Source organism: Neorhizobium sp. JUb45 (genome assembly GCF_004343585.1).
Lineage (GTDB): Bacteria > Pseudomonadota > Alphaproteobacteria > Rhizobiales > Rhizobiaceae > Neorhizobium.
This window is the reverse complement of the sequence record NZ_SLYW01000003.1, coordinates 730,151-752,636: the sequence shown is the minus strand read 5'-3', so window position 1 is coordinate 752,636 and position 22,486 is coordinate 730,151. Positions and strand designations below refer to the sequence as shown.

The following is a 22,486-nucleotide window of genomic DNA, read 5'->3' as shown; positions in this document are numbered from 1 at the left end:
TATCGTTCACCTAACAACAAGCAAGGCCAAAAAGGCGAAAGGGGAATACCGATATGAAACGCATTTCCACACGAGTCCTTTCTGCAACGCTTTTCGCAGCGACAATGCTGTCGGGAGCTTACGCGAACGCCGCCGATATCACCGTCATGGGGTATCGCGGTCCGTTCGAGGAAAACTACACGAAGGCTGTCATCCAGCCCTTCATGAAGGCCCATCCCGACATCAAGGTGACCTATTACGGCGTTCAGAACGCTGCAAATTCGCTCGGCAACATGCGCGCCCAGCGTGACGCACCGCAGGTCAACGCGGTCATCTATGACCTTTCGGTCGCCAAGATCGCCAAGGAAGAAGGCCTTGTCGCCGATCTCGACACATCCAAGCTGTCGAACTACGCCGATGTTTCCGAGATCGGCAAGGATCTCGGTGGCGCCGCCATCCCGCTGACCTACGACACGCTGTCGCTGATCTATAACGCCAAGGCATTCCCGACGGCGCCGACCAGCTGGGAAGCGCTGTGGGACAAGAAGCAGGACGGCAAGGTCGTTTTGCCGGCGCAGGGCGGCGGTGACATCCAGGCCATTCTTCTGACGATCATCGCCAACCGCATGGCCGGCGAAAACGATTATAAGAAGACCATTGATCCGGGCGTCGAAAAGCTGGTGGAAGTGGCACCGCGCGTGCAGACTTGGGAACCGAAGCCAGACGCCTATACACTGGTTGCCAACGGCACGGCCACGGTTTCGATCGGCTGGAACGCCCGTTCGCAGTTCTATTTCGACCAGACGGAAGGCCGCATGAGCTCGGTCGGCCCGACGGAAGGGACCGCTTCGCAGATCAACGTCATCAGCGCCATCGAAAAGGCGTCCGAGGCGGAGGCAACCCAGACCTTCATCAATTATGCGATCAGCCCGGAAGCACAGGCAGCCTTTGCCAAGGCGATGTTCTATGCCCCGGTCAACACCAAGGCGGTCGTGGATGAAGCCACCGCCAAGCGCATTCCGATGATGGACCCGGTTCAGCGCGAAAAGCTGATCCCCGTCGACTGGATGACGATCGGCGCCATGCGCGAAGACATCCTGCAGCCCTGGCGCCGCAAGATTATCCCGGCCGGACGCTAAGCACGACGTTCCGGGCCTGAAAAGGCCCGGGCTCCGTCCCTTTCCAGAAAAATACCCAGCGGCACGCGCCCAGCGCGCGTGATCGAGCACGCACGCCATCGTGACGGGGCTTTGCTCCCGTTGCCCTCGACGACCTCAAATCCGCACATGGTGACGACATGCAAACTCAGGAACTGCGCCAGGAACCTCTGGCCGCCGAAACCAATCCCGGCGATCAGGCCTTTCTCAAGCTGAAAGGCATAACCAAGCGCTACGGCGCCGATTACATGGCTGTTGACGATCTCGACATCGATGTACCGAAGGGAAAGCTGCTTGGTTTGCTTGGTCCCTCCGGCTGCGGCAAAACCACGACGCTGCGCATGATCGCCGGCCTTCTGGATATCACCAAGGGCAAGATCACCATCGATGGTGACGACATTTCCCACAAGCCGCCGCACAAGCGCGATATCGGCCTCGTGTTCCAGAACTACGCGCTGTTCCCGCATATGACGGTGGCGCAGAACGTGGCCTTCGGTCTGGAAATGCGCGGCGTCAACCGCGTGGAAGCCCGCGACCGCGTGGAAGAAGCGCTCGAAATGGTGCGGCTGCCCGGTTACGGCGAGCGCAAGCCCAAGGAAATGTCCGGCGGCCAGCAGCAGCGCGTGGCGCTTGCCCGCGCTCTCGTCATCCGTCCTCGTCTTCTACTTCTCGACGAACCGCTGTCCAACCTCGACGCAAAACTGCGCGACGACATGCGCATTGAAATCCGCGAAATCCAGCAGCGCCTGCAGATCACCACCGTGTTCGTCACCCACGATCAGGTGGAAGCGCTGACCATGTGCGACCTCGTCGGCGTCATGCACAAGGGCAAGCTTGCCCAGCTCGGCACGCCGGAAGACATCTATGAGCGCCCGGCCGACCTGTTCGTCGCCGACTTCGTCGGTCGCACCAATGTTCTCGGTTGCGAGATCGAAGCACTTGACCGTGTACGCATCGGTGCTTCCGTTTACCCCTGCGACACCCGCGGCCTGACATCAGGCAAGGCGAAAGCCGCCATCCGCCCGCACCGTATCAGCCTGACGCCGAGCCGCGACCGCAGCCTCGTCAGCATGGCCACCAATGCTGCTCACGGGAAAGTCACACGCGTCACCTATATCGGCGACGTCGTGCAATACGACATCGATATCGGCGGCAATACGCTCACCACCGAAGTGCACACCGCCAGCGCCGGCCACAGTTTCCAGAGCGGTGAAAAGCTTCTCTGTGAGTGGAAGCCGCAGGACATGCAGGTTTTCGCCCAAGGTTCAGGGAGCTGAACCATGGCAGCGATCACCTCATCCGTCCCTCTTGCCGATGCGCCTCAAACTCGCCGAAAGTTTCCCTTTCTGCTGATTGCGCTGCTTCTGCCGATGGCGATCATCAATTTCATCGCCTTCGTCCTGCCGGTCGTCCGGCTGGGCATGATTTCCTTTATCGAAAGCCGCAGCGGCGGCGTGCTGACCAACAATTACACGCTGGAAAACTATGTCAGCTTCTTCACTGACAGTTTCAGTTTCGAACTGGTCGCCAACTCGCTGACCCTGGGCTTTGGCGTCACGCTGATCACGCTGTGCTGCGCTTATCCGATCGCGCTTTTCCTGCACCGGGTCTCGCCGAAATGGCGCAACATGCTGTTCGTCATCACCGTATCGCCGCTTCTCGTCAGCAGCGTCGTGCGCACCTATGGCTGGATGGTCATCCTCGGTGATCAGGGCGTGGTCAACGGCATCCTGATGTCGTCCGGCATTATCGACAGCCCGCTGCGCCTCACCAACAACACGCTCGGTGTCTTCATCGGCATGGTGGAAGTGCTGATCCCTTATATGGCGCTTTCGCTGATCGCCGGTTTTGGTCGTCTCGAAAACGTTTACGAGGAAGCCGCCGCATCGCTCGGCGCCAACCGCTGGACGCGGTTTCGCCGCGTGATCCTGCCGCTGACGGCACCCGGCATCGCACTCGGTTGCCTGCTCTGCTTCGTGCTCTCCATCAGCTCGTTCATCACTCCCAAGCTTCTGGGCGGCGGACGCGTGTTCCTGCTGGCGACCGAGATCTACGACCAGGCCGTCATCCAGCTGGAATGGCCGACGGCCGCGGCAATCTCCGTCATCGTGCTCATCATCTTCGGCCTTGCGCTCGCGGTCTATTCCCGCGTCGTCAAGCGCTTCGATTAAGGAGGAACCCTGACATGATCGGCCAATTGACCATTCCGTTCAGGCTCCTCGTCGCCTGCATCTATCTCTTCCTGCTCGCCCCCATCCTGATCGTGCTGCCCTTGTCCTTCAGCAATGACAGCTACATCACCTTCCCGCCGGAAAGCTGGGGCCTTCGCTGGTATGCCGCGATGTTCTCGCATGCCGGTTTTGCCCAGGCGCTGTGGATCAGTTTCGTCATCGCCATCACGGTGACGGTGCTGGGCCTTGCTGCCGGTGTGCCCGCCGCCTTCGCCATCCGCCGCCGCAAATTCATCGGTCGCGAATTCCTGCTTAACCTGTTCACGGCGCCTCTCCTTCTGCCGTCGATCGTGCTCGGCCTCGCCATTCTTCTGGTCTTCGTCCAGGCACGGCTGCTCGGCACTTATACGGGTCTGATCATCGCCCATCTGATCATCACCACTCCTTACGTGATCCGCATCATGCTGACGGCATTTTCCACGATACCGCCATCGGTGGAGGATGCAGCCACCATGCTCGGCGCGTCACCCTTCACGGTGGTCCGCCGCATCACCCTGCCGCTGATGATGCCGGGCTTCATCGCCAGCGCTGCCCTCTCCTTCCTTCTGTCCTTCGACGAAGTGGTGATCTCGCTGTTCATCACGGGCCCTCGCCTGCGCACCCTGCCGGTGGAAATCTTCGACTACGTCGAAAGCCAGACCGACCCGATGACGGCTGCCGTATCCGTCGTCCTCGTCGTCGCCACCCTTCTCATCATCTTTCTCATCGAACGCACGCTTGGCCTCTCGAAGACCATCGGCAAGTGACTGAAATTGCAATGGAGACTACTGAAATGGACAATATCGCGCTCTGGATGTCGCAGCCGCATTTCGGCTTTCTGGAAATCGCCAAGACCTGCGGCGTCAGCCAGCTCGTCATCGAGCTTGAGCACGGCACGTTCGATCTCGCCACGCTCGACCAGTTCCTGGCCTTTTCCAAGTCGCTCGGCATCCCGGCCCTGACCAAGGTGATCGCGCCGACCACCGAAGCCATCCAGCAGGCTCTCGACTTCGGGGCTGACGGCGTCATCCTGCCACACATTCTCGGTGTCGATCACGCCCGCGAAGTGACGAAAGCGGCCAAATATCCGCTGCTCGGCATCCGCTCCTATGCAGGTGGTCGCGTGTTCGGTTATTCCCGCCCGTCCTCCGATGCCTTTGAAAAGGAAAACAAGCGCACCAAGTGCTACGCGATGATCGAGACGGCCGAGAGCCTGGCCGATGTCGAAAAGATCATCGCACTCGACACGGTCGATGGTCTGTTCCCCGGCCCATCCGATCTGGCGCTCGCCTGCGGCCGCGGCGCCTACGCCTTCAACGATGAAGACCGTCGCGACCTTTCCCGCATCGCCAAGGCCGCCCGTGACGCCGGCAAGAAGTGGATCATGCCGGCCTGGACACCGGCCGAGCGCACATTCGCACTGGAGGAAGGCGCCGAAATGCTGGTCGTCGCCACCCAGAACATGGCGCTGCGCGCCGGCATCATGTCCACCATCAACGCACTCAAGCAGGAAAAGATCGTCGCCTGAGCGACATCGCAATTTGGAGGGATTACCCATGAAAATCAGCCTGATCCAGACCAACCCGCAGAAAGACCGCGACGCCAACCTGAAGATCACCCGTGATCTGATGGCGGAAGCCCTGAAGACCGATCAGCCGGACCTGATCGTCCTGCCGGAATACTTTGAAGTCTACGGCACGACGACCGAAGAAAAGCTGGCGCTGGCCGAACCCGCCGGCGGCGCCGCCTACACGATGGCGCAGGATTTTGCCCGCGAGAACAAGGTGTTTGTCCATGCCGGCACGATCATGGAAAAGGTCGAGGGCGAAAACCGCATCTACAACACCTCCTTCGTGTTCGACCGCGAAGGCAAGGAAGTTGCCGCCTATCGCAAGATCCACATGTTCGACATCGTTGCCCCGGATGGCACGGCCTACAAGGAATCCGCCACCGTCAAGCCGGGTGAGGACATCGTCACCTATGAGATCGACGGCATGAAGGTCGGTTGCGCCATCTGCTACGACATTCGTTTCTTCGAACTGTTCCTGCAGCTCGAAAAGGCCGGTTGCGACATCATCGTCCTGCCTGCCGCCTTCACGCTGCAGACCGGCAAGGACCATTGGGAAGTGCTGGCCCGCGCCCGCGCCATCGAGACCCAGACCTATTTCGTCGCATGCGGCCAGACCGGCAGCGTCACCGTCAACGGTGAAAAGCGCGCCTGCTACGGCCACTCGCTGGTCTGCGACCCGTGGGGCCACACGATCGCCCGCGCTTCCGATCCGGTCGGTTATGTCACCGCCCGCATCGACGCCAAGGAGATCAAGCGCGTGCGCAACCTCATCCCGATGACGCAGCATCGTCGCATCGCCTGCGCATAAGGAGCTTTATCATGTACGTCATCAAGGACATGCCCGAGCAGATCCCGCAGGAAGATCTAGATCTTCTCTCCGGTGTCGAAACGGCAACCGTCGGCCATTGGCGCCTGTTCGGTTTCATGGACAGGCAGATCCAGCCGCTGCTTCCCGGCCGCCGCGTTGTCGGCACCGCCGTGACGCTGGCGATCGCCGGCCCGGACTCGACGCTCCTGCACCACGCCACCGGCCAGTTGCGCCCCGGCGACATCCTCGTTGTCGACCGTCTCGGCGATGACAAATACGCCTGCTGGGGCGGCGGTGTTACCGTTGCGGCAAAAGCTGCCGGCGCGGTTGCCGGCATCGTCGATGGCCCCTGCACCGACCTCACGGAAATCCAGGATTCGGATTTCCCGATGTGGTCGCGCGGTCTCTCGCCAATCACCACACGGCTTTACGATCTCGGCGGTGGTTTCAACATTCCGGTCAGCTGCGGCGGTGCCGTGGTGATGCCGGGTGATGCCATCCTTGCCGACGAAAGCGGCGTGCTGGTCATCCCGCGTGATGAAGTGCGGGCCGTTTCCGAGGAAGCCCTGAAGCGCCAGGAAACCGGCAAGAAGCGCGAAGCCAGCGTACGTGACAAGGTGCAGAAGCTGGGTGACATGACCGGCGCGACCGCCAAGGTCCTGGCCAAGCTCGCTTGACACTGACGACCCAGGGTCCGGGCATCAGCCCGGACCTTATTTTTGCGATGAAACGCAAACTCAACCGACCCGCCGTTGCCATATCATCTTCACGGTGTAACGTGGCAGCAGGGAACATAGTCTGTGAAAAACAGCAGCTTACGACAATCTGGACGCGAATAATGCGCAGGATTGGTCGACAAAACGGTGAGGCGCGTTCACGCGATGAATATTCGTTTCCTTGAAACCGTGGTCTGGCTTGCGGAACTTCGAAGTTTTCGTGTCACCGCCGACCGCATGAACATCACTCCTGCCGCCATTTCCAACCGCATCTCGGCCATCGAGCAGGAACTCGGCATCCGCCTTTTCGAGCGTGACACCCGCGACGTGCACCTGACGCGCGAGGGCCGCTCCTTCGTTTCCGGTGCCCGCGATATCATCGCCCGCTACAATCGCCTTGTCGCCGATGTCGCGCCCCCTGAAACGGTGGAGGGCACGGTGCGCATCGGCCTCGTACCCTCCATGGCGCTGGCGATCCTTCCCGGCATCATGGAAACACTGAGGCAGCGGTTTCCGCGTGTACGTGTGTCCGTCACCACCGATGCGTCGCTCACCATCCTTTCCAAGCTGGAAAAGCGCGAACTCGACATCATTCTCGGTTTTCATGGCCCACAGGTGGAAAAATTCCGGGTCGTCGATCTCTGTACGCTCGGCATGTTCTGGATCGCCAACAGCGCCTTTCCCTCCGACGAGGAGGCGATGACCCGCGCCGACCTGATGCTGAACCCGATCATTTCCTATGAGGTGGGCACACAGGCCTACAAGCGCATGGTCGAATATCTGCCGACCAATTCGCTGGGTCAGGGTGTGGTGCATTATTCCAACTCGCTGGCAACGACGATCAGCATGGTCGCGGCCGGCATCGGCATTGCCGTTCTGCCGCCGATCGTCATTCAGAACGAGTTGCGGCTCGGCACGCTGAAAGTCTTGAACGTTCGCCATCCCTTTCCGGCAACCGACTATTTTGCCGTCTATCTCGACAATCCGTCGTCGCGACTTGCGCCACTGATCGCATCGATCGCATCGGATGTTTCTGCCGAATTCTGTTCCCTCTACGACAACGCACTCGCCGTTCACCGGTGACAAGAAATCCCCCCTTTAAGCAAAAGGAGAATGTCATGGCCCATGAATTGAAAAGCGTCTCCGCGGCCCCTTCTGTCCTGCGTCATGCCTCGCTTGAGAGCAACGCCATCCGCGAGGCGCGCATCGATCTCGCCGCCTCTTTCCGCATGGCGGCAAAACTCGGATTGCAGGAAGGCATCTGCAACCATTTTTCCGCGCTCCTGCCCGGCCATGACGACCTGTTTCTGGTGAACCCTTACGGTTGGGCATTCGCCGAAATCACCGCGTCGCAGCTTCTGGTTTGCGATTTCAACGGCAATGTCGTGGCCGGCAGCGGTAAGCCGGAGGCGACAGCCTTCTACATTCACGCCCAGCTTCACAAGACCCTGCCGCGCGCCACCGCCGCCTTCCATACCCATATGCCCTATGCAACGGCGCTTTCCATGCTGGAGGGAGAACCGCTGGTCTGGGCCGGGCAGACGGCGCTGAAATTTTACGGCCGCACGGCGATCGACGAGAACTACAATGGCCTGGCGCTCGACGATAACGAAGGCCTCCGCATTGCCCGCGCCATGGGCGATGCCGATATCGTATTCCTGAAAAACCACGGCGTGATGGTGCTTGGGCCGACCATCGCCGAAGCCTATGATGATCTCTATTATCTGGAACGTGCCGCCGAAGTGCAGTTGCTCGCCATGTCCACCGGCCGCCAGCTCAAGGCGGTGCCACCGGAGATTGCCCGGAAAACCTATCTGGAAATGCGCGAGGGCGATCCGGAAAGCGCACGCCTGCACATGGAAAGCATCCGCCGCCAGCTGATGCGCACCGAACCGGAATTCGCCGACTGAGATGGTGCAGGACGTGGGCGGCGATCAGAGCGTGACTGTCACGCCCTCATCTGCTGCCCGCAGGATGGCGTCGATCAGCCGGTGGGCTTTCAGCGCCTCCTCTCCCGAGGCCATCGGTTGGCGCTTTTGACGAAGTGCGTCGATAAACGCTCTGTGCAGCGCCAGATGATTTTTGTGCGAGAATGCCATCGGGTCATCGCCCGTTCCGCCCCCCTCAGCCCCATCATCAAGCGCGATCCTGCGGCCATCCATCAGCGCAATCACCCCGCTATCGCTGCTCAGCCGCGCCGAACCTTTCGTGCCGAGAATTTCGATCTCGTCGGGATAACCCGGATAGGCCGCGGTGGTGGCGCTGAGTGAGCCGATCGCACCGTTTTCAAAGCGCATGGCGGCATGCACGAGGTCCTCGGTTTCCATGCGGTGAACCGGGCTTGTCACGGCAAAGCCGCTGACCTGCACCGGCGAGCCGGCCAGCGTGATCATCTGGTCGATCGTGTGGATCGCCTGCGTCAACAACACGCCGCCGCCATCGCGCGCAATCGTGCCGCGTCCCGGCTCGTCGTAATAACTTTGCGGCCGCCAGTTGTTGAGGCGCATCGAGACAGAGATGATATCGCCCAAGGCACCCTCTGCCAGCAACCGGGCCGTTTCGATAAATGTCGGGCGAAAGCGGCGCTGGAACACCACGCCGAGCCTGACATTGGCCCTGTCGGCCACCGCGACGATCTGCTGCGACCGCTCGAATGTGACATCCAGCGGCTTTTCCAGCAGCACATGTTTGCCGGCGGCGGCGGCGCGCTGCACCAGTTCCAGATGCGTGTTGGGTGGCGTGAGAATGATGACGTAATCGATCGAGGCATCCTCGAAGATCGCATCGGCATTGTCCACCACCGGCAGGCCGAACCGCTCGGCAAAGGCCGCCCGCCGGGCCTCGCTGGGGCTGAATGCGGCGGCGACCTCAACCTCGTCCTTCAGGTCGAGCAGGCTCAGCGCATGCTGCGGCGAAGCCATGCCGAGACCGATGATGGCGGTGCGCAATTTGGTGGAACCGGACACAGACAACCTCCCCTTTGTCGCTTCAGTCAGTGCCTACACTATCGGCGCCGCAGTGCCCATGCGACCGAAAAGTCATCATACATCTGATACTTTTTGATATGTTGACATGATCAATTTTGCATTTTACCAATTGCATTCAACCGTAGGAGGAACGGCTGAAACAATCCACTGCTGATGCGTAAAGGCATCGCGACAGACAAGTCGCGATGGCGTCTGGTCGTGTGATTTTCCAAAAGCGCAACAGCGGACGCTCGTCCGCGATCTGGGAGGAGAAAATGTTGCATATTTCCAAATTGTTGTCCGGCGTGGCGCTCGCGTCGCTGCTGATGCTCGGAACGGCGGCGGCACAGACCGTGCTGAAATCGTCCGACACCCATCCCGATGGTTATCCGACCGTCGAAGGCGTCAAATATTTCGGCGAACTGATCAAGGAACGTACCGCCGGCCGTTATGGCGTCGAGGTTTACCACTCGGCGCAGCTGGGCGAGGAAAAGGACACGATCGAGCAGGTTCGCTCCGGCGTGATCGAACTCAACCGCGTGTCCATGGCGCCATTCAACGGTACCGTGAAGGAAACCATCGTTCCGGCTTTGCCCTACATTTTCCGCTCGGAAGAACACATGCACGCGGTGATGGACGGCCCGATCGGCGACCAGATCAAGGCGGCGTTCGAACCGGCAGGACTGGTGGCACTGGCCTTTTATGACGCCGGTTCACGCTCCTTCTACAATTCGAAAAAGCCGATCAAGACCGTGGCCGACATGAAAGGCCTGAAATTCCGCGTCATCCAGTCCGACATCTTTGTCGACATGACTGCGGCGCTTGGCGCAAACGCCACGCCGATGCCCTATGGCGAAGTCTATTCCTCGGTTGAAACCGGCGTCATCGACGGCGCGGAAAACAACTTTCCGAGCTATGACACCGCCAAGCATTTCGAAGTCGCCAAATTTCTCTCGCTCGATCAGCACACCATCCTGCCGGAAGTGTTCGTCATGAACAAGGCCGCCTTCGACAAGCTGACACCCGAGGATCAGGCTCTGTTCAAGCAGGCGGCAAAAGACAGCGTTGCCAAGCAGCGTGAGCTGTGGGCGAAAAAGACCGCAGAATCTCGTGCCACGGTCGAAAAGGCCGGGGCCCAGATCAACGAGGTCGAGAAGCAGGGCTTTATCGACGCGATGAAGCCGGTCTACGCTAAGCACGTCAAGGACGACGTGTTGAAAAAGCTCGTCGCCGACGTTCAGGCCGCCAAGTAAGTTTCAGCCCCACCCCGTCCTTCAGGCCGGGGTGGGATCGCCGTTTCCGAGAAATCCAAGACCCAAGGACCTTCGTCCAACCCTTCCGGCTGCCGGAAAGGTCAGGAGACGCTTACCCATGAATGCGCACTTAAGAACTGGCCTGCCCATTCTCACCAAACTCAACACGCTGGTGCTCTACCTTGCCGGTGTCGGGCTCGTCGTCATGACGGCGATCGTCGCCTGGCAGGTTTTCTGCCGCTACGTTCTCAACGATTCACCCAGCTGGACCGAACCCGGCGCGGTGATCCTGATGAGCTGGTTCATCTTTCTCGGTGCTGCCGTCGGCGTGCGCGAAAACAACCATATGGGTTTCGACGTCCTGCTTTACGTGCTGCCGACAGCCGCCAAGAAATGGCTGCGGATGATTTCCGACATCGTCATCTTCGCCTTCGGCATCGGCATGATCTGGTACGGCACCAGCCTGGTGCAGCTGACCATCGCCACCACCATGCCGGCGCTCGGCATATCCGGCGCATGGGATTACGTGCCGCTGATCGGCGGCGGTGTGCTGATCTCGCTGTTTTCGCTGGAACGCATCGTTGCCCGCCTCAGCGGCGCACCGATCGACGAAGTGCTGGACGAAATGGCACCACCGGAAATCGCAGTCGAACTCGAAAACATCGAAGACGTCCGCAAGGACGCGGCCGATGCGGCGCGCAGGAACGCAGCCGGCACGGCCAGGGGGGAATAGAAGAATGGAACTCTGGATCCTGTTCGGCAGCTTTACGCTGCTCATGCTGATCGGCACGCCGATCGCCTTTTGTCTCGGCGTTTCGAGCCTTGCCACCGTCATCTACATGGGCCTGCCGCCACTGGTGGTGTTCCAGCGCATGAACTCCGGCATGAGCGTGTTTTCCATGCTCGCCATTCCCTTCTTCATCTATTCCGGTGACCTGATGGTGCGCGGCGGCATTGCCGGCCGTATCGTCGCCTTTGCCGCTTCCATCGTCGGGCATCTTCGCGGCGGGTTGGGGCAGGTCAACATTCTGACCTCAACCCTGTTCGGCGGCATTTCCGGCTCGGCCGTGGCGGAAGCGGCAGCCGTTGGCGGGTTGATGATCCCGCAGATGAAGGCGCGTGGTTACGGCGCCGATTACGCAGTCAACGTCACCTCGATGGCAGCGCTGATTGCCCTGCTTCTGCCGCCCTCGCACAACATGATCATCTACTCGATCTCGGCCGGCGGCAAGATTTCCATCGCCGACCTGTTTACCGCCGGTGTCATTCCCGGCCTGCTGTTTGCCGCCGTGCTGATGGTGACCGCCTATTTCGTCGCCAGCAAACGCGGTTATCCGACCGAGCCGTTTCCGGGCCTGATGGTGGCGCTGCATCTTCTCGCCGTCGCCATTCCCGGCCTGCTGCTGATCGCCATCATTTTCGGCGGCGTGCGTTCCGGCATCTTCACAGCCACCGAAAGCTCCTGCATCGCCGTCATCTATGCGCTGCTGATCACCACGCTGGTTTATCGTCAGCTGAGCTGGAAGGATTTTGTGCATGCAACCATGGGCGCGGTGCGCACCACCGCCATGGTGCTGCTGATCATCGGCTGTGCCGCATCCTTCTCGTGGCTGATGGCTTTCCTGCGCGTGCCGGCGACGCTGGTCGTCTGGTTGCAGGCTCTGTCCGACAACCCGATCATGATCCTGCTTCTGCTCAACGTGATCATGCTGATCCTCGGCACGTTCATGGACATGGGCCCAACCATCATCATCACCACCCCGATCTTTCTGCCCATCGCCGTCGCTTATGGTGTCGATCCGGTGCATTTCGGCGTGATCATGATCCTCAACTACGGCATCGGCCTCAACACCCCGCCGGTGGGAGCCGTGCAGTTCGTCGCCTGCGCGGTCGGCAAGATATCCGTGTGGGAGGCCATGCGCTCGATCTGGCCATTCTATGGCGCCGGCCTCGTAGTGCTGCTGATGGTCACCTACATCCCGGCTCTGTCGCTGTGGCTGCCGAGCGTCTTCCGATAGGAGGATGGACATGCCTGCCACCCCTTCGGATATGCGTGTCGAGCGAAGACCAAAACTCTTCGAAAATGTTGCGCAGCAATTGCGCACACAAATTCTCGCCGGCGACTTCGGTGTCGGCGAGAGACTGCCGACGGAAACCCGCATGACCGAATTGTTCGGCGTCAGCCGCACTGTCGTGCGCGAGGCAGTCGCCTCGCTTGCCGGCGATGGCATGGTGGAGGTGCGGCACGGCGCCGGCGTGTTCGTGGTGGATCACCCGACGCTAAAGATCAGCGCGATCACCGCCGACATGGGCAACCGTATCAGCCGCGCCGTCAATGTACTGGAAGTGCGCATGGGCATCGAGATCGAAAGCGCCGGTCTTGCCGCCCAGCGCCGCAGCCCATCGCAGGAAGCGCGCATACAGGAGGCGTTTTTCGAGTTCGAGGCGCTACTGAAACAGGGCGAGCCGACCGGCAAGGCGGATTTTGCCTTTCACCGCGAGATCGCGGCTGCCACCAATAACGAGTTTTATGTCGAGATTCTCGATGCGCTGGGCGATCGCACCATTCCGTGTGATCGCAGTTCGCCATGGTATTCGGTGGAGGTTCTGTCGGCGGATTATCTGAACGGCCTGCAGCGCGAACATCTTGCCATCCTGCAGGCGATTTCGCTGGGCGATGCGGATGCCGCCCGCGATGCCATGCGCGCGCATCTGGTTGCGGCAAAGGACCGGTACCGCCAGCGACTGACCGGCCAGCAGGCGGATTATTTTCAGAACCGGGCCAGCTCCGACCAAAATCAGACATCCTGACAACGGCACCGTCCTTTCGCCTCGGCGCTTGACCTGAGCCGATCAACAGGCTGTCATCCGCGCGTCAACGCCATGAAATTTTTGAACCGGGAGAGTTCCTTGATGTCGTTTCCGCTGTTCGATCTGACGAGCAAAACCGCGCTGATCACCGGTTCCAGCCAGGGCATTGGTCTGGCGCTGGCGCGTGGGCTTGCCGAACATGGCGCCAGCGTCATTCTCAACGGCCGCGACGAAACCAAGCTCGATGCCGCGGTCAGACAGTTGGCCGATGACGGTTTTAACGCCCGAGCCGTCGCCTTCGACGCCACCGATCCCGCCTCGGTCGCGGCGGGCATCACGCGCATCGAAGCCGAGATCGGCGCAATCGACATCCTCATCAACAATGCCGGCATGCAGCATCGCGCGCCGCTGGAGGATTTTCCGATCGACAAGTGGCAACAGCTTCTGACCACCAATATTTCCAGCGTGTTTTACGTCGGCCAGGCGGTGGCCCGCCACATGATCGCCCGCGGTCACGGCAAGATCATCAACATCGCCTCGGTGCAGAGCGAACTGGCGCGGCCCGGCATCGCGCCCTACACGGCCACGAAAGGTGCGGTCAAAAATCTCACCAGGGGCATGTCCACCGATTGGGCCAAACACGGCCTGCAGGTCAATGCCATTGCTCCCGGCTACTTCAAGACGCCGCTCAATCAGGCGCTGGTCGACAATCCGGAATTTTCCGCCTGGCTGGAAAAGCGCACGCCGGCTGCCCGCTGGGGCAATGTCGATGAACTGGTCGGCGCCGCCGTGTTTCTGTCCGGTAAGGGCTCGTCATTCGTCAACGGGCACACGCTCTATGTCGATGGCGGCATCACCATCAGCCTCTGACGCCTGCGCCTTTCAGTCGACGTTTCAGCCCCCCGATCTCGCTTTCACGAACAGCGCGGCCCATGTTCCCGCACCCGCTGCGATGGCAGAAACGAACGTGCCCCAGATCAGGTCGGCCACCGTCAGAGCCGTAGACCAGTTTTTCAGCACGGCCTGGCTGGTCAGATCGTAGGTGGCGTAAGCGGTAAAGCCCAGAACTGCACCGTGGATGAGGCCGACCCAGACAGATTGGGCCAGAATCCCCGGACGCACCGCCAGAAAAGTCATGCCGGCAATGAAGATAATGTAGAACACGATCGCCGGTGCCAGCCGGAATTTCGGCGCCAGCATGTCGCCCATGACCGGCCGGTAGAGGCGATCGGCCATGACGCTGAGCCAGATAAAATCGACCACGACAAAAACGATCAGCGTGACGGCATAGGCGGTGGCATAGGTTTTCATGAAATACTCCTTTTGACCGGAAGCCGCCCGGTCAGTTGATCCTCGACCAGTCGACGCCCTTGCACAGAAGGCCGGCGACGATGCAGCCTTTCGTGGTCATCTTGTCGCCATTCACCGTCACCGTGATCTTGTAGGTCATGTCCCGTTGCGGATCGAAAGCAGTGCCGGAATAGATACCATCGCCACTCGGCTTGACGGACATGACGAGCTTGTCGCCCTTCTTTTCCTTAGGCGTACCGGGTTTGATCCAGGTGTTGACGGCGCAAATGTCCGATCCGCAGGGCGCCACGATCACCCGCGCATTGCCGTCACCCCTTGCCCATTCACCATCAACATCCGCCGCTTGGGAGGCGCCGGCAAAACCGAGAAAAATCAGCCCGGACAGGATGAGGTTGGATTTCATTTCGGATCTCCCCGGTGATCTGCCTTCAGGCGTGCTCGATCGTATAAAGCCCGACATTGATGCTTCCTTCCTCGAAACCGGCCTCGCAGTAGCAGAGGTAGTAGTGCCAGAGGCGGCGGAAGCGCTCGTCAAACCCCTGGCTGGCAATTGCCGGCCAACGCGCCTGAAAGCGGATGCGCCACTCAAGAAGCGTGCGGGCATAGGATTTGCCAAAATGCTCGACCTCGCGAAGTTTCAGGCCGGCAGCCGCAACTGCCGCCTCGAGCGCTTTGTCGGACGGCAGGAAACCGCCCGGAAAGACGTATTTCTGGATGAAATCGGCCTTGCCGCGATAGGCTTCATAACGCGCCTGCTCGATGGAAATGATCTGTAGGACCGCGCGGCCATCGGCCTTCATGCAGCGTTTCAGGGTCTCGAAATAACCCGGCCAGTAGGCTTCTCCCACCGCCTCGAACATTTCGATCGACACGATACGGTCGAACTGGCCCTGAACATCGCGGTAATCCTGCAAACGCAGGTCGACCTGTTGCGATTTGCCGTTCGCCGCAACGACATTTTGCGCCCAGCCCAGCTGTGACGGCGACAGTGTCAGGCCGACGACATTCGCATCAGCTTGGGCTGCCAGATCGAGGGCGAGCGCACCCCAGCCGCAGCCGATTTCCAGCACGCTTTCGCCGCCCTCAAGATCGAGCTTTTCGCGAATGCGATCGAGTTTTTTGCGCTGGGAGGCTTCCAGCGTTGCCGTGTCATCGTCGAATATGCCGGAGGAATAGAGCATCGAGCCGTCGAGCCATTCCTTGTAGAAATCGTTGCCGAGATCGTAATGCGCTTCGATATTGCGCCGGCTTCCGCGTTTGGTATTGGCATTCAGCATATGCCGGATGCGGTTGACGAGCCGCAGCGCGACATTGCCGTCGATCGCCGGTGCCAGCGCCTCGTCATTGCGGGCGGCCAGCCGGATCAGCGCCGTCAGATCCGGCGTCGTCCAGTCACCTTCGATAAATCCTTCCGCAAAACCGATATCACCGGCAGCAACGACCCGGCGGAGTGCCCGCCAGCGCCGCATGACGATGGTTGCCTCGGGCCCCGGCTCCGGGCCGATCTTCTCCACCACGGTGCCGGAGGGCAACACCACTTTCAGATGGCCATGGCGCAAATTGCGGATCAGTTTTTCTGCGACACGTCCGCCAAAGCCCAGCTTTGCGGTTTCTGACGGTGCGGAAAACATCACCTCGGAGAAATCGTCAGACTGGCTCATTCAGATCGACCTTTTTAGCAGATGCGTTGTGACTGGAGGCAATGGCGTGGATATGGGAAACGGGCATTTCAGGCGGCTTGGGACGAACGCGCAAACCCACGCCCTTCACCCAGATTTTCAGCGCTTCCCAATGGATGCCGCCGACAACACGCAGCGTCAGGAAGGGGATGGCGAAGAAGGCTTTCAACAGCGCGCCGTCGGTCAGTTCCGTTCGCTTGGCAAGATGCCGGGCCGTCAGCACCAGCCCCTTGTCGTCCCGTGTTTCGATGCGGATGGAAAGCTTGTCGGTGGGCGGCGAAACGCGAAATGTGTAGCGAAGGTCCATGTCCATGAAGGGCGAGACATAAAACGCCTTGTCGCAATGCTGGACGATCTCGTTGCCGGCGCCCTCCGCGACGGGGATCATGTAGCCATGGCGTTCGCCGAACGTGTTGTCGACTTCCCAGAGGATTGCCCGCAAGGCACCATCATTGCCGTAGCAGAAGAAGACGCTGAGCGGATTGAAAGCCCAGCCCAGCAGACGCGGCATGGTCAGGAGCCGGATCGGCCCGCCATCCGGCTGCAACCCGGCGGCGTTCATCGCCTCTTCCACCTGCGCCCTCAGATCCGAACCGGAACGATCACCCCGATCCTTGCGATAGAAGGAAAACAGATTGAACCGGTCGACCGAAAACACCTTCAGCCTCTGGTCGAGAACATCGAGTTCATCGAGATCGATCAGCAGCGAATAGATGCGATAGGCGAGCCTGTGCTCCTTCGGCTTCAGTCGCGCATGGGTGACGTGGCCGGGAAACAGTGCGGATTTTAATCCGGCGCTCATGCCGGCACCTCGGACAGACGCTGGCGCAGAGGCCTGGTCACCGGCTTGCGGACGATACGCGCGCTTTCCTGCTCCACCTGCCACGGACGGCCAACACCGCCCAGATCTTCGGCCACCGCGAGACCCGCCTGCAATCCATCCTCGTGGAAACCGGAGCCGAAATGCGCGCCGCAGAACCATGTGTTGCGCACGCCCTGCAGAGACCAGATTTCCTGCTGTGCCCGGTCCGTCTCAAGGTCGAAGATCGGATGTTCATAGACCTCGCGGCGAATCACCGTTTCCTCGCGCGGCTGCTGGCTTGGGTTGAGCGTCACGAATGTTGCCGGTGCCGAACCCAGCGGCTGCAGCCGGTTCATCCAATAGGTGATCGACGGCTGCTGCACGTCTTCGCCGGTTCTGACGCGCGTATCGGAGACATAATTCCAGCTGGACCATGCGGCGCGGCGTTTTGGCATCAGGCTGGTATCGCCGTGCAGAACGGCCTCATTGCGAGAATAACGGAAAGCACCGAGGATGCGTTTCTCGCGCTCGCTGGCATCCGCCAGCATGCGCAGCGCCTGATCCGCATGGGTGGCGATCACCACATCGTCGAACATGTGCAACTGACCGTGTACATCGCGGATTTCGACCTGTTGGTCTCCACGGCGGATTTGCACGACCGGCGTCGAGAGCCTGATCCTGTCGGCAAAATGTCGTGTGAGGCGGGAGACATATTCGCGGCTGCCGCCGTTCACCGTGCGCCAGATGGGACGGTTCCAAAGCTCCAGCAGTCCGTGATTGCAGCAGAACCGCACAAAGCTTGCCGCCGGATACTCGCCGACCTTGACCGCCGGCGTGGACCAGATGGCGGCCGCCATCGGATAAAGATGATCCTCGCGGAAACCGCGACCATAACCATTGCGGTTCAGGTAATCGTCGAGCGAAATGCCGCCCATGTTTTCGATATCGCGCGGCGCATTGCGATAGAAACGCAGAAGGTCCCGCATCATCGACCAGAAACGCGGGCTGACGATGTTGGAACGCTGCGCAAACAGGCCAAGGCCGGTGCCGCCGGAATATTCGAACGCCCCTTCGTTGAGCGATACGGCAAACGACATGCTGGAGGCGACTGTCGGAACAGCGAGCAGAGAGAAAAGCGCTGTCAGGTTGGGATAGGTGACTTCGTTATAAACGATGAAGCCGGTATCGACCGCGACCGGGCCGCCGGCACTTTCGAAAGCGACGGTGTTACTGTGGCCGCCGATCCGGTCGCCCGCCTCGAAAACGGTCACATCGTGATGCTGCGATAGCAGCCACGCGGCAGAAAGGCCGGAAATGCCGCTTCCCACCACGGCTATGTTCAATCGATCGCCGCCCGTTGCGCGCCCTTCAACTCTCATAGAATCCTCGCCGACTTACACTGCTACTCATGCTGCTTTGAAAGACTGACGAGGTCCGGTCGCAATAAGTTTCACGCAACCGTCTTTTGTCGGCTTGATGCAGATTTTTGTGCGACAACGCGAAACCAATTCAAGCCGTTCCGCGTACTTGCCTTGATGGCGCAAATAATGCGCACCCGAATGCAGGCGGCTCAATGGATAGTGTTCTTCTGATCGTGATCGCGCTCTGGCTGTCGCTGGCCATGGCTGGTGCCTGGGCCATACAGCGGTGGACGGGACGCAGCGGCTGGATCGACACGATCTGGTCTTTTGCGGTCGGTCTCGGCGGTGTGATTGCCGCCCTGTTCGCCAACGGAAATTTTGACCGGCGCATGGTCGTTCTGGTCGTCATATCCGCCTGGGCGCTGCGGCTTGGCAGCCATATCGGCGCACGCACGCGCGGTGATGATGAAGACCCGCGTTATGCCAAGCTGGCGGAAGAATGGGGTGACAGCGCCGCATTGCGGCTTTTCCTTTTTTTGCAGATCCAGGCACTGGCCGCATTCGTGCTGGTTCTTAGCGTCTATCTCGCCGCAACAAACGACGCGCCCTTTGCCAATGGCCTCGATATCGTCGCGATGATCATCGCTGCCGTCGCGCTTGGTGGCGAAGCACTGTCCGACTTTCAGCTCGCCCGTTTCCGCAAGACGCCACAGGCCAAAACCGAGGTTTGCGAGACCGGTTTCTGGCGCTATTCTCGGCATCCGAACTATTTTTTCGAATGGCTGTTCTGGTGCAGCTGGCTTCTGTTCGCCCTGCAGGGATCAGCCTGGAGCTGGCTCGCGGCTCTGGCGCCGCTGATGATGTACTGGTTGCTGGTGCATGTTTCCGGCATCCCGCCGCTTGAGCAACACATGCTGCGCTCGCGCGGCGAAAAATTCCGCGCCCTGCAGGCCCGCGTCAACGCCTTCTTTCCCGGCCCCCGCAAACCCGATCATGAACACCGTGAGGAGACACGCCCTTGAACATGCTGGCCTTCGCCATCAACGCCGCCGAGCGCGCGCCGCTTTCCGACAGCGTCACCCTTGCGGGCATCGACTTCCTCTGCGGCCGCACGAAACGGCGGCTCTCTGCCACGCCGGCATCGGCTGAACGTGCCTTTGCCGGAACGATGGGGCATTTTCCGATTGCCACGCATACCGACGAGGCAAACCGCCAGCATTACGAAGTGCCGGCCGAGTTCTTTTCATTGGCGTTGGGGCCGCAGCGCAAATATTCCTGCTGCCTTTATCCGGCTGCCGATACCACGCTGAGCGAAGCGGAAACCCACGCGCTGGCCGAGACAGTCCAACATGCCGCGATCGAGGATGGCATGAACATTCTCGAACTTGGCTGTGGCTGGGGTTCGTTGTCGCTGTATCTGGCCCAGCACTTTCCGAATTCGCGCATCACGTCCGTGTCAAATTCCGCCTCGCAGCGCGCCTATATTCTCGGCCTTGCCCAGCAGCGCGGCCTCACCAACCTGACCGTGATCACCTGCGACATGAACGATTTTTCCGCAGAAGAGCGCTACGATCGTGTGGTTTCCGTGGAAATGTTCGAGCACATGTCGAACTGGCGTGATCTTCTGGCGCGGGTGCGCGGCTGGGTGAAGCCGGACGGCAAGCTGTTCCTCCACGTCTTCACCCACAAGACCCGCTCCTACCGCTTCGACCGCGACGATCCGGCCGACTGGATCGCCCATCATTTCTTCACCGGCGGCATCATGCCGGCACACGACCTGCCGCATCGGTTCGGCGACCTGTTTCAGGTCGAGGATGAATGGCGCTGGTCCGGCACTCATTACCAGCGCACCGCCATGGACTGGCTTGCCAATTTCGACCGGGAGATCGATCACATCCGTCCGATCTTCCGCCAGGTCTACGGCAAGGATGCCGTGCTGTGGCAGCGTCGCTGGCGGTTGTTCTTTCTGGCGACCGCTGGCCTTTTCGGTCACGACAATGGCGAGGTCTGGGGTGTCGGCCACTACCTGCTGACGCCATCAGGTTGAAGGCATTCCGGCGCCCAAAAGATTTTCACTCGGCTACAAATTAGTCAGAAACCACATTTTTCGAGGGATGACCGGCCGACAAAGCCGGTCATCCCGCACTTGGCACACCCTTTGCATTTGACCATTCTGACCGTTTTGACGGTTTTGTGGTTCAAAAAAGCAATAGGGGAACACAATGCGCTCAGACCTCAACCGCCGCCGTTTCCTGCAGGGAGCCGCAGGCGCTGCTGCCACCGCCGGCTACATGCAGATCAATCCCGATTTCTTCTTCTCCTCCGCTTATGCCCAAAGCGGAAAGACGATGACCTTCCTTTCGGCAGAAAACATCACGGGCAACTGGGACCCGACCGCCCACACGACGCTTTCGCAGAAGAATATCGAAGGTTTCGTGATGGGTTTCCTCACCCGCACGCCGATGAAGCTCGATAATCCGGGCGAGGTCGTTTACGAGCTTGCCACCGACATCAAGCTGCTCGATCCGAACCGCCTGCAGATCAAGCTGCGCGAAGGCATCGTTTTCCATGATGGCAAGCCGTTCAAGGCCGAGGACGTCAAGGCGACCTTCGAATACGGCGCCCAGGCAGATCGCCCGGCGCAGTGGTATCCCGGCCCGACGGAAACGCTGACCATCGAGACGCCGGACGATTACACCGTCATCGTCGACACATCCAAGGGCGGTTATCCCGCTCACCTGTTCATGTTCCTTGCCTCCTTCCTGCCGATCATGTCGGCAAAGGACATTGCCGGCGGCCCCGGCGGCCCGCTATCGCAGCGCCTCAACGGGACAGGTCCGTTCAAGTTCGTCGCCCAGCGCGGCAATGACACGGTGATGGAAGCCTTCGACGGCTATTTCAAAGGCAAGCCGGCCATTCCCGCCATCAACTTCACCTTCACCGGCGATTCCACCACCCGCATGCTGTCGCTGATGAACGGCCAGGCTTCGATCGTCGAGCGCCTTGAGCCGGAACAGGTGGATACCGTGAAGGGCAATCCGGCGATCTTCGTCAACGAAGTCGTTTCGGTCGAGAACAAATATCTGTGGTTCCGCTGCTCGAAGGAACCCTTCAACGACCAGCGTCTGCGCATGGCCGCATGCCACGCCATCGACCGCGACATGCTGCTCGAAGTGCTCGGCTCGGCCGGACACGCGTCTTCGAACTTCGTCTCGCCGGTCAAGTTCGGCTACGTCGATCTCGAAAACTATCCGAAATACGATCCGGAAAAATGCCAGGCGCTGCTCGCCGAGGCCGGTTTTCCGAAGGGTGAAGGCCTGCCGCCGCTGGAATACATCACCTCGGTCGGTTTCTACCCGAAGACCAAGGAATATGGCGAGATCATCACCGCCATGCTCAATGAGCAGGGTTTCAATGTCAGCCTGACCGTGCTTGAGCCGGCAGCCTGGAACGAGCGGCTTTACCACCGCCCCGGCGGTGGCCCTGGCCACATGGTGGATTGCGGCTGGTCGACCGCGTCTCCCGAACCGGACCTGATCCTGCGCACCCACTTCCACTCCTCCTCGCACCGCATCTGCGGCATCGAGGACAAGGATATCGACGCCAGCCTCGACAAGGAGCGCAGCGCACCGACGCTGGAGGAGCGCCAGAAGATCCTGCAGACCGAAACCATGCCGCTCATCGCCTCCAAGATGCCGGCCCTTTCGCTGTTCACTTCGGTGATGATCCACGCCATGCAGAAGGATTTCGAGGGCATGTACATCTTCCCCGATGGGTCGATGGATGCCTCGAAGGCCGCTGCCTGACGTGATCACCCGCGCGCCGCCTCACCCCAACCGGGCGGCGCGCGGATCTTCTACCGA

23 protein-coding genes are annotated in these 22,486 nt (G+C 60.3%); 17 read left to right on the top strand and 6 right to left on the bottom strand.

Annotation, left to right across the window (positions count from 1 at the left end):
- Positions 1-53: 53 nt before the first annotated feature.
- The 9 genes from EDF70_RS16025 to EDF70_RS15985 all read left to right on the top strand — a co-directional run bounded on the left by EDF70_RS16025 (position 54) and on the right by EDF70_RS15985 (position 8,350).
- Positions 54-1,118, top strand: coding sequence for an extracellular solute-binding protein (locus EDF70_RS16025; RefSeq protein WP_132275378.1), 1,065 nt, complete (start codon positions 54-56; stop codon positions 1,116-1,118).
- Between the two features lie 158 nt (positions 1,119-1,276).
- Complete coding sequence (locus EDF70_RS16020) at positions 1,277-2,413, top strand: ABC transporter ATP-binding protein (RefSeq protein WP_207908263.1); 1,137 nt, start codon at positions 1,277-1,279, stop codon at positions 2,411-2,413.
- A 3-nt stretch (positions 2,414-2,416) separates the two neighbouring features.
- Complete coding sequence (locus EDF70_RS16015) at positions 2,417-3,307, top strand: ABC transporter permease (RefSeq protein ID WP_132275375.1); 891 nt, start codon at positions 2,417-2,419, stop codon at positions 3,305-3,307.
- A 14-nt stretch (positions 3,308-3,321) separates the two neighbouring features.
- Complete coding sequence (locus EDF70_RS16010) at positions 3,322-4,113, top strand: ABC transporter permease (RefSeq protein ID WP_132275372.1); 792 nt, start codon at positions 3,322-3,324, stop codon at positions 4,111-4,113.
- A gap of 26 nt (positions 4,114-4,139) precedes the next feature.
- Positions 4,140-4,874, top strand: a complete 735-nt coding sequence (locus EDF70_RS16005) for an aldolase/citrate lyase family protein (protein ID WP_132275369.1) — start codon at positions 4,140-4,142, stop codon at positions 4,872-4,874.
- A 28-nt stretch (positions 4,875-4,902) separates the two neighbouring features.
- On the top strand, positions 4,903-5,724 hold the full coding sequence (locus EDF70_RS16000) for a carbon-nitrogen hydrolase family protein (protein WP_132275366.1): 822 nt from the start codon (positions 4,903-4,905) through the stop codon (positions 5,722-5,724).
- A gap of 11 nt (positions 5,725-5,735) precedes the next feature.
- Positions 5,736-6,401, top strand: a complete 666-nt coding sequence (locus EDF70_RS15995) for an RraA family protein (RefSeq protein ID WP_132275363.1) — start codon at positions 5,736-5,738, stop codon at positions 6,399-6,401.
- Positions 6,402-6,605: 204 nt separating this feature from the next.
- Positions 6,606-7,523, top strand: a complete 918-nt coding sequence (locus EDF70_RS15990) for a LysR family transcriptional regulator (protein ID WP_132275360.1) — start codon at positions 6,606-6,608, stop codon at positions 7,521-7,523.
- Positions 7,524-7,558: 35 nt separating this feature from the next.
- Positions 7,559-8,350, top strand: coding sequence for an aldolase (locus EDF70_RS15985; RefSeq protein WP_132275357.1), 792 nt, complete (start codon positions 7,559-7,561; stop codon positions 8,348-8,350).
- A 24-nt stretch (positions 8,351-8,374) separates the two neighbouring features.
- On the opposite strand, the gene EDF70_RS15980 is transcribed toward EDF70_RS15985, so the two are convergent.
- Positions 8,375-9,406 (bottom strand): Gfo/Idh/MocA family oxidoreductase, encoded by a 1,032-nt coding sequence (locus EDF70_RS15980; RefSeq protein ID WP_132275355.1) that lies wholly within the window; start codon positions 9,404-9,406, stop codon positions 8,375-8,377.
- A 275-nt stretch (positions 9,407-9,681) separates the two neighbouring features.
- Between EDF70_RS15980 and EDF70_RS15975 the strand changes: the two genes are divergently transcribed.
- The 5 genes from EDF70_RS15975 to EDF70_RS15955 all read left to right on the top strand — a co-directional run bounded on the left by EDF70_RS15975 (position 9,682) and on the right by EDF70_RS15955 (position 14,340).
- Entirely contained in the window at positions 9,682-10,659 is a 978-nt protein-coding gene (locus tag EDF70_RS15975) for a TRAP transporter substrate-binding protein (protein ID WP_132275352.1), read from the top strand.
- A gap of 118 nt (positions 10,660-10,777) precedes the next feature.
- Positions 10,778-11,392 (top strand): TRAP transporter small permease, encoded by a 615-nt coding sequence (locus EDF70_RS15970; protein ID WP_132275349.1) that lies wholly within the window; start codon positions 10,778-10,780, stop codon positions 11,390-11,392.
- A 4-nt stretch (positions 11,393-11,396) separates the two neighbouring features.
- Entirely contained in the window at positions 11,397-12,677 is a 1,281-nt protein-coding gene (locus EDF70_RS15965) for a TRAP transporter large permease (RefSeq protein WP_132275346.1), read from the top strand.
- A 10-nt stretch (positions 12,678-12,687) separates the two neighbouring features.
- On the top strand, positions 12,688-13,470 hold the full coding sequence (locus EDF70_RS15960) for a FadR/GntR family transcriptional regulator (RefSeq protein WP_165932044.1): 783 nt from the start codon (positions 12,688-12,690) through the stop codon (positions 13,468-13,470).
- A 102-nt stretch (positions 13,471-13,572) separates the two neighbouring features.
- Positions 13,573-14,340: an SDR family oxidoreductase gene (locus EDF70_RS15955; protein ID WP_132275343.1), complete on the top strand. Its 768-nt coding sequence runs from the start codon at positions 13,573-13,575 to the stop codon at positions 14,338-14,340.
- A gap of 24 nt (positions 14,341-14,364) precedes the next feature.
- Here EDF70_RS15955 and EDF70_RS15950 read toward each other — a convergent pair whose 3' ends face one another.
- The 5 genes from EDF70_RS15950 to EDF70_RS15930 are packed head-to-tail and all read right to left on the bottom strand — an operon-like array spanning position 14,365 to position 18,641.
- Complete coding sequence (locus EDF70_RS15950) at positions 14,365-14,781, bottom strand: DUF2177 family protein (RefSeq protein WP_132275341.1); 417 nt, start codon at positions 14,779-14,781, stop codon at positions 14,365-14,367.
- A gap of 31 nt (positions 14,782-14,812) precedes the next feature.
- Entirely contained in the window at positions 14,813-15,184 is a 372-nt protein-coding gene (locus EDF70_RS15945) for a DUF2147 domain-containing protein (RefSeq protein WP_132275338.1), read from the bottom strand.
- A gap of 25 nt (positions 15,185-15,209) precedes the next feature.
- A complete protein-coding gene (locus tag EDF70_RS15940) occupies positions 15,210-16,412 on the bottom strand; it encodes a cyclopropane-fatty-acyl-phospholipid synthase family protein (RefSeq protein ID WP_245519213.1) in 1,203 nt (400 codons plus the stop codon).
- A gap of 16 nt (positions 16,413-16,428) precedes the next feature.
- A complete protein-coding gene (locus tag EDF70_RS15935; RefSeq protein WP_132275332.1) occupies positions 16,429-17,262 on the bottom strand; it encodes a DUF1365 domain-containing protein in 834 nt (277 codons plus the stop codon).
- Entirely contained in the window at positions 17,259-18,641 is a 1,383-nt protein-coding gene (locus EDF70_RS15930) for an NAD(P)/FAD-dependent oxidoreductase (RefSeq protein ID WP_132275329.1), read from the bottom strand. Before EDF70_RS15930 ends, EDF70_RS15935 begins: the two co-directional genes overlap by 4 nt.
- 194 nt (positions 18,642-18,835) lie before the next feature.
- Between EDF70_RS15930 and EDF70_RS15925 the strand changes: the two genes are divergently transcribed.
- The 3 genes from EDF70_RS15925 (at position 18,836) to EDF70_RS15915 (ending at position 22,429) form a co-directional block, all read left to right on the top strand.
- Entirely contained in the window at positions 18,836-19,645 is an 810-nt protein-coding gene (locus EDF70_RS15925; protein WP_132275326.1) for a DUF1295 domain-containing protein, read from the top strand.
- Positions 19,642-20,670: a cyclopropane-fatty-acyl-phospholipid synthase family protein gene (locus EDF70_RS15920; RefSeq protein WP_132275323.1), complete on the top strand. Its 1,029-nt coding sequence runs from the start codon at positions 19,642-19,644 to the stop codon at positions 20,668-20,670. The genes EDF70_RS15925 and EDF70_RS15920 overlap by 4 nt, the downstream gene beginning before the upstream one ends.
- Positions 20,671-20,845: 175 nt before the next feature.
- On the top strand, positions 20,846-22,429 hold the full coding sequence (locus EDF70_RS15915; protein WP_132275320.1) for an ABC transporter substrate-binding protein: 1,584 nt from the start codon (positions 20,846-20,848) through the stop codon (positions 22,427-22,429).
- Positions 22,430-22,486 lie beyond the last annotated feature (57 nt).

Excerpts from the sequence above, each read along its gene's own strand:
- EDF70_RS16025 (WP_132275378.1), top strand. The coding sequence starts at position 54 with ATGAAACGCATTTCCACACGAGTCCTTTCTGCAACGCTTTTCGCAGCG.
- EDF70_RS16020 (WP_207908263.1), top strand. The coding sequence starts at position 1,277 with ATGCAAACTCAGGAACTGCGCCAGGAACCTCTGGCCGCCGAAACCAAT.
- EDF70_RS16015 (WP_132275375.1), top strand. The coding sequence starts at position 2,417 with ATGGCAGCGATCACCTCATCCGTCCCTCTTGCCGATGCGCCTCAAACT.
- EDF70_RS16010 (WP_132275372.1), top strand. The coding sequence starts at position 3,322 with ATGATCGGCCAATTGACCATTCCGTTCAGGCTCCTCGTCGCCTGCATC.
- EDF70_RS16005 (WP_132275369.1), top strand. The coding sequence starts at position 4,140 with ATGGACAATATCGCGCTCTGGATGTCGCAGCCGCATTTCGGCTTTCTG.
- EDF70_RS16000 (WP_132275366.1), top strand. The coding sequence starts at position 4,903 with ATGAAAATCAGCCTGATCCAGACCAACCCGCAGAAAGACCGCGACGCC.
- EDF70_RS15995 (WP_132275363.1), top strand. The coding sequence starts at position 5,736 with ATGTACGTCATCAAGGACATGCCCGAGCAGATCCCGCAGGAAGATCTA.
- EDF70_RS15990 (WP_132275360.1), top strand. The coding sequence starts at position 6,606 with ATGAATATTCGTTTCCTTGAAACCGTGGTCTGGCTTGCGGAACTTCGA.
- EDF70_RS15985 (WP_132275357.1), top strand. The coding sequence starts at position 7,559 with ATGGCCCATGAATTGAAAAGCGTCTCCGCGGCCCCTTCTGTCCTGCGT.
- EDF70_RS15975 (WP_132275352.1), top strand. The coding sequence starts at position 9,682 with ATGTTGCATATTTCCAAATTGTTGTCCGGCGTGGCGCTCGCGTCGCTG.
- EDF70_RS15970 (WP_132275349.1), top strand. The coding sequence starts at position 10,778 with ATGAATGCGCACTTAAGAACTGGCCTGCCCATTCTCACCAAACTCAAC.
- EDF70_RS15965 (WP_132275346.1), top strand. The coding sequence starts at position 11,397 with ATGGAACTCTGGATCCTGTTCGGCAGCTTTACGCTGCTCATGCTGATC.
- EDF70_RS15960 (WP_165932044.1), top strand. The coding sequence starts at position 12,688 with ATGCCTGCCACCCCTTCGGATATGCGTGTCGAGCGAAGACCAAAACTC.
- EDF70_RS15955 (WP_132275343.1), top strand. The coding sequence starts at position 13,573 with ATGTCGTTTCCGCTGTTCGATCTGACGAGCAAAACCGCGCTGATCACC.
- EDF70_RS15950 (WP_132275341.1), bottom strand. The coding sequence starts at position 14,781 with ATGAAAACCTATGCCACCGCCTATGCCGTCACGCTGATCGTTTTTGTC.
- EDF70_RS15945 (WP_132275338.1), bottom strand. The coding sequence starts at position 15,184 with ATGAAATCCAACCTCATCCTGTCCGGGCTGATTTTTCTCGGTTTTGCC.
- EDF70_RS15940 (WP_245519213.1), bottom strand. The coding sequence starts at position 16,412 with ATGTTTTCCGCACCGTCAGAAACCGCAAAGCTGGGCTTTGGCGGACGT.
- EDF70_RS15935 (WP_132275332.1), bottom strand. The coding sequence starts at position 17,262 with ATGAGCGCCGGATTAAAATCCGCACTGTTTCCCGGCCACGTCACCCAT.
- EDF70_RS15930 (WP_132275329.1), bottom strand. The coding sequence starts at position 18,641 with ATGAGAGTTGAAGGGCGCGCAACGGGCGGCGATCGATTGAACATAGCC.
- EDF70_RS15925 (WP_132275326.1), top strand. The coding sequence starts at position 18,836 with ATGGATAGTGTTCTTCTGATCGTGATCGCGCTCTGGCTGTCGCTGGCC.
- EDF70_RS15915 (WP_132275320.1), top strand. The coding sequence starts at position 20,846 with ATGCGCTCAGACCTCAACCGCCGCCGTTTCCTGCAGGGAGCCGCAGGC.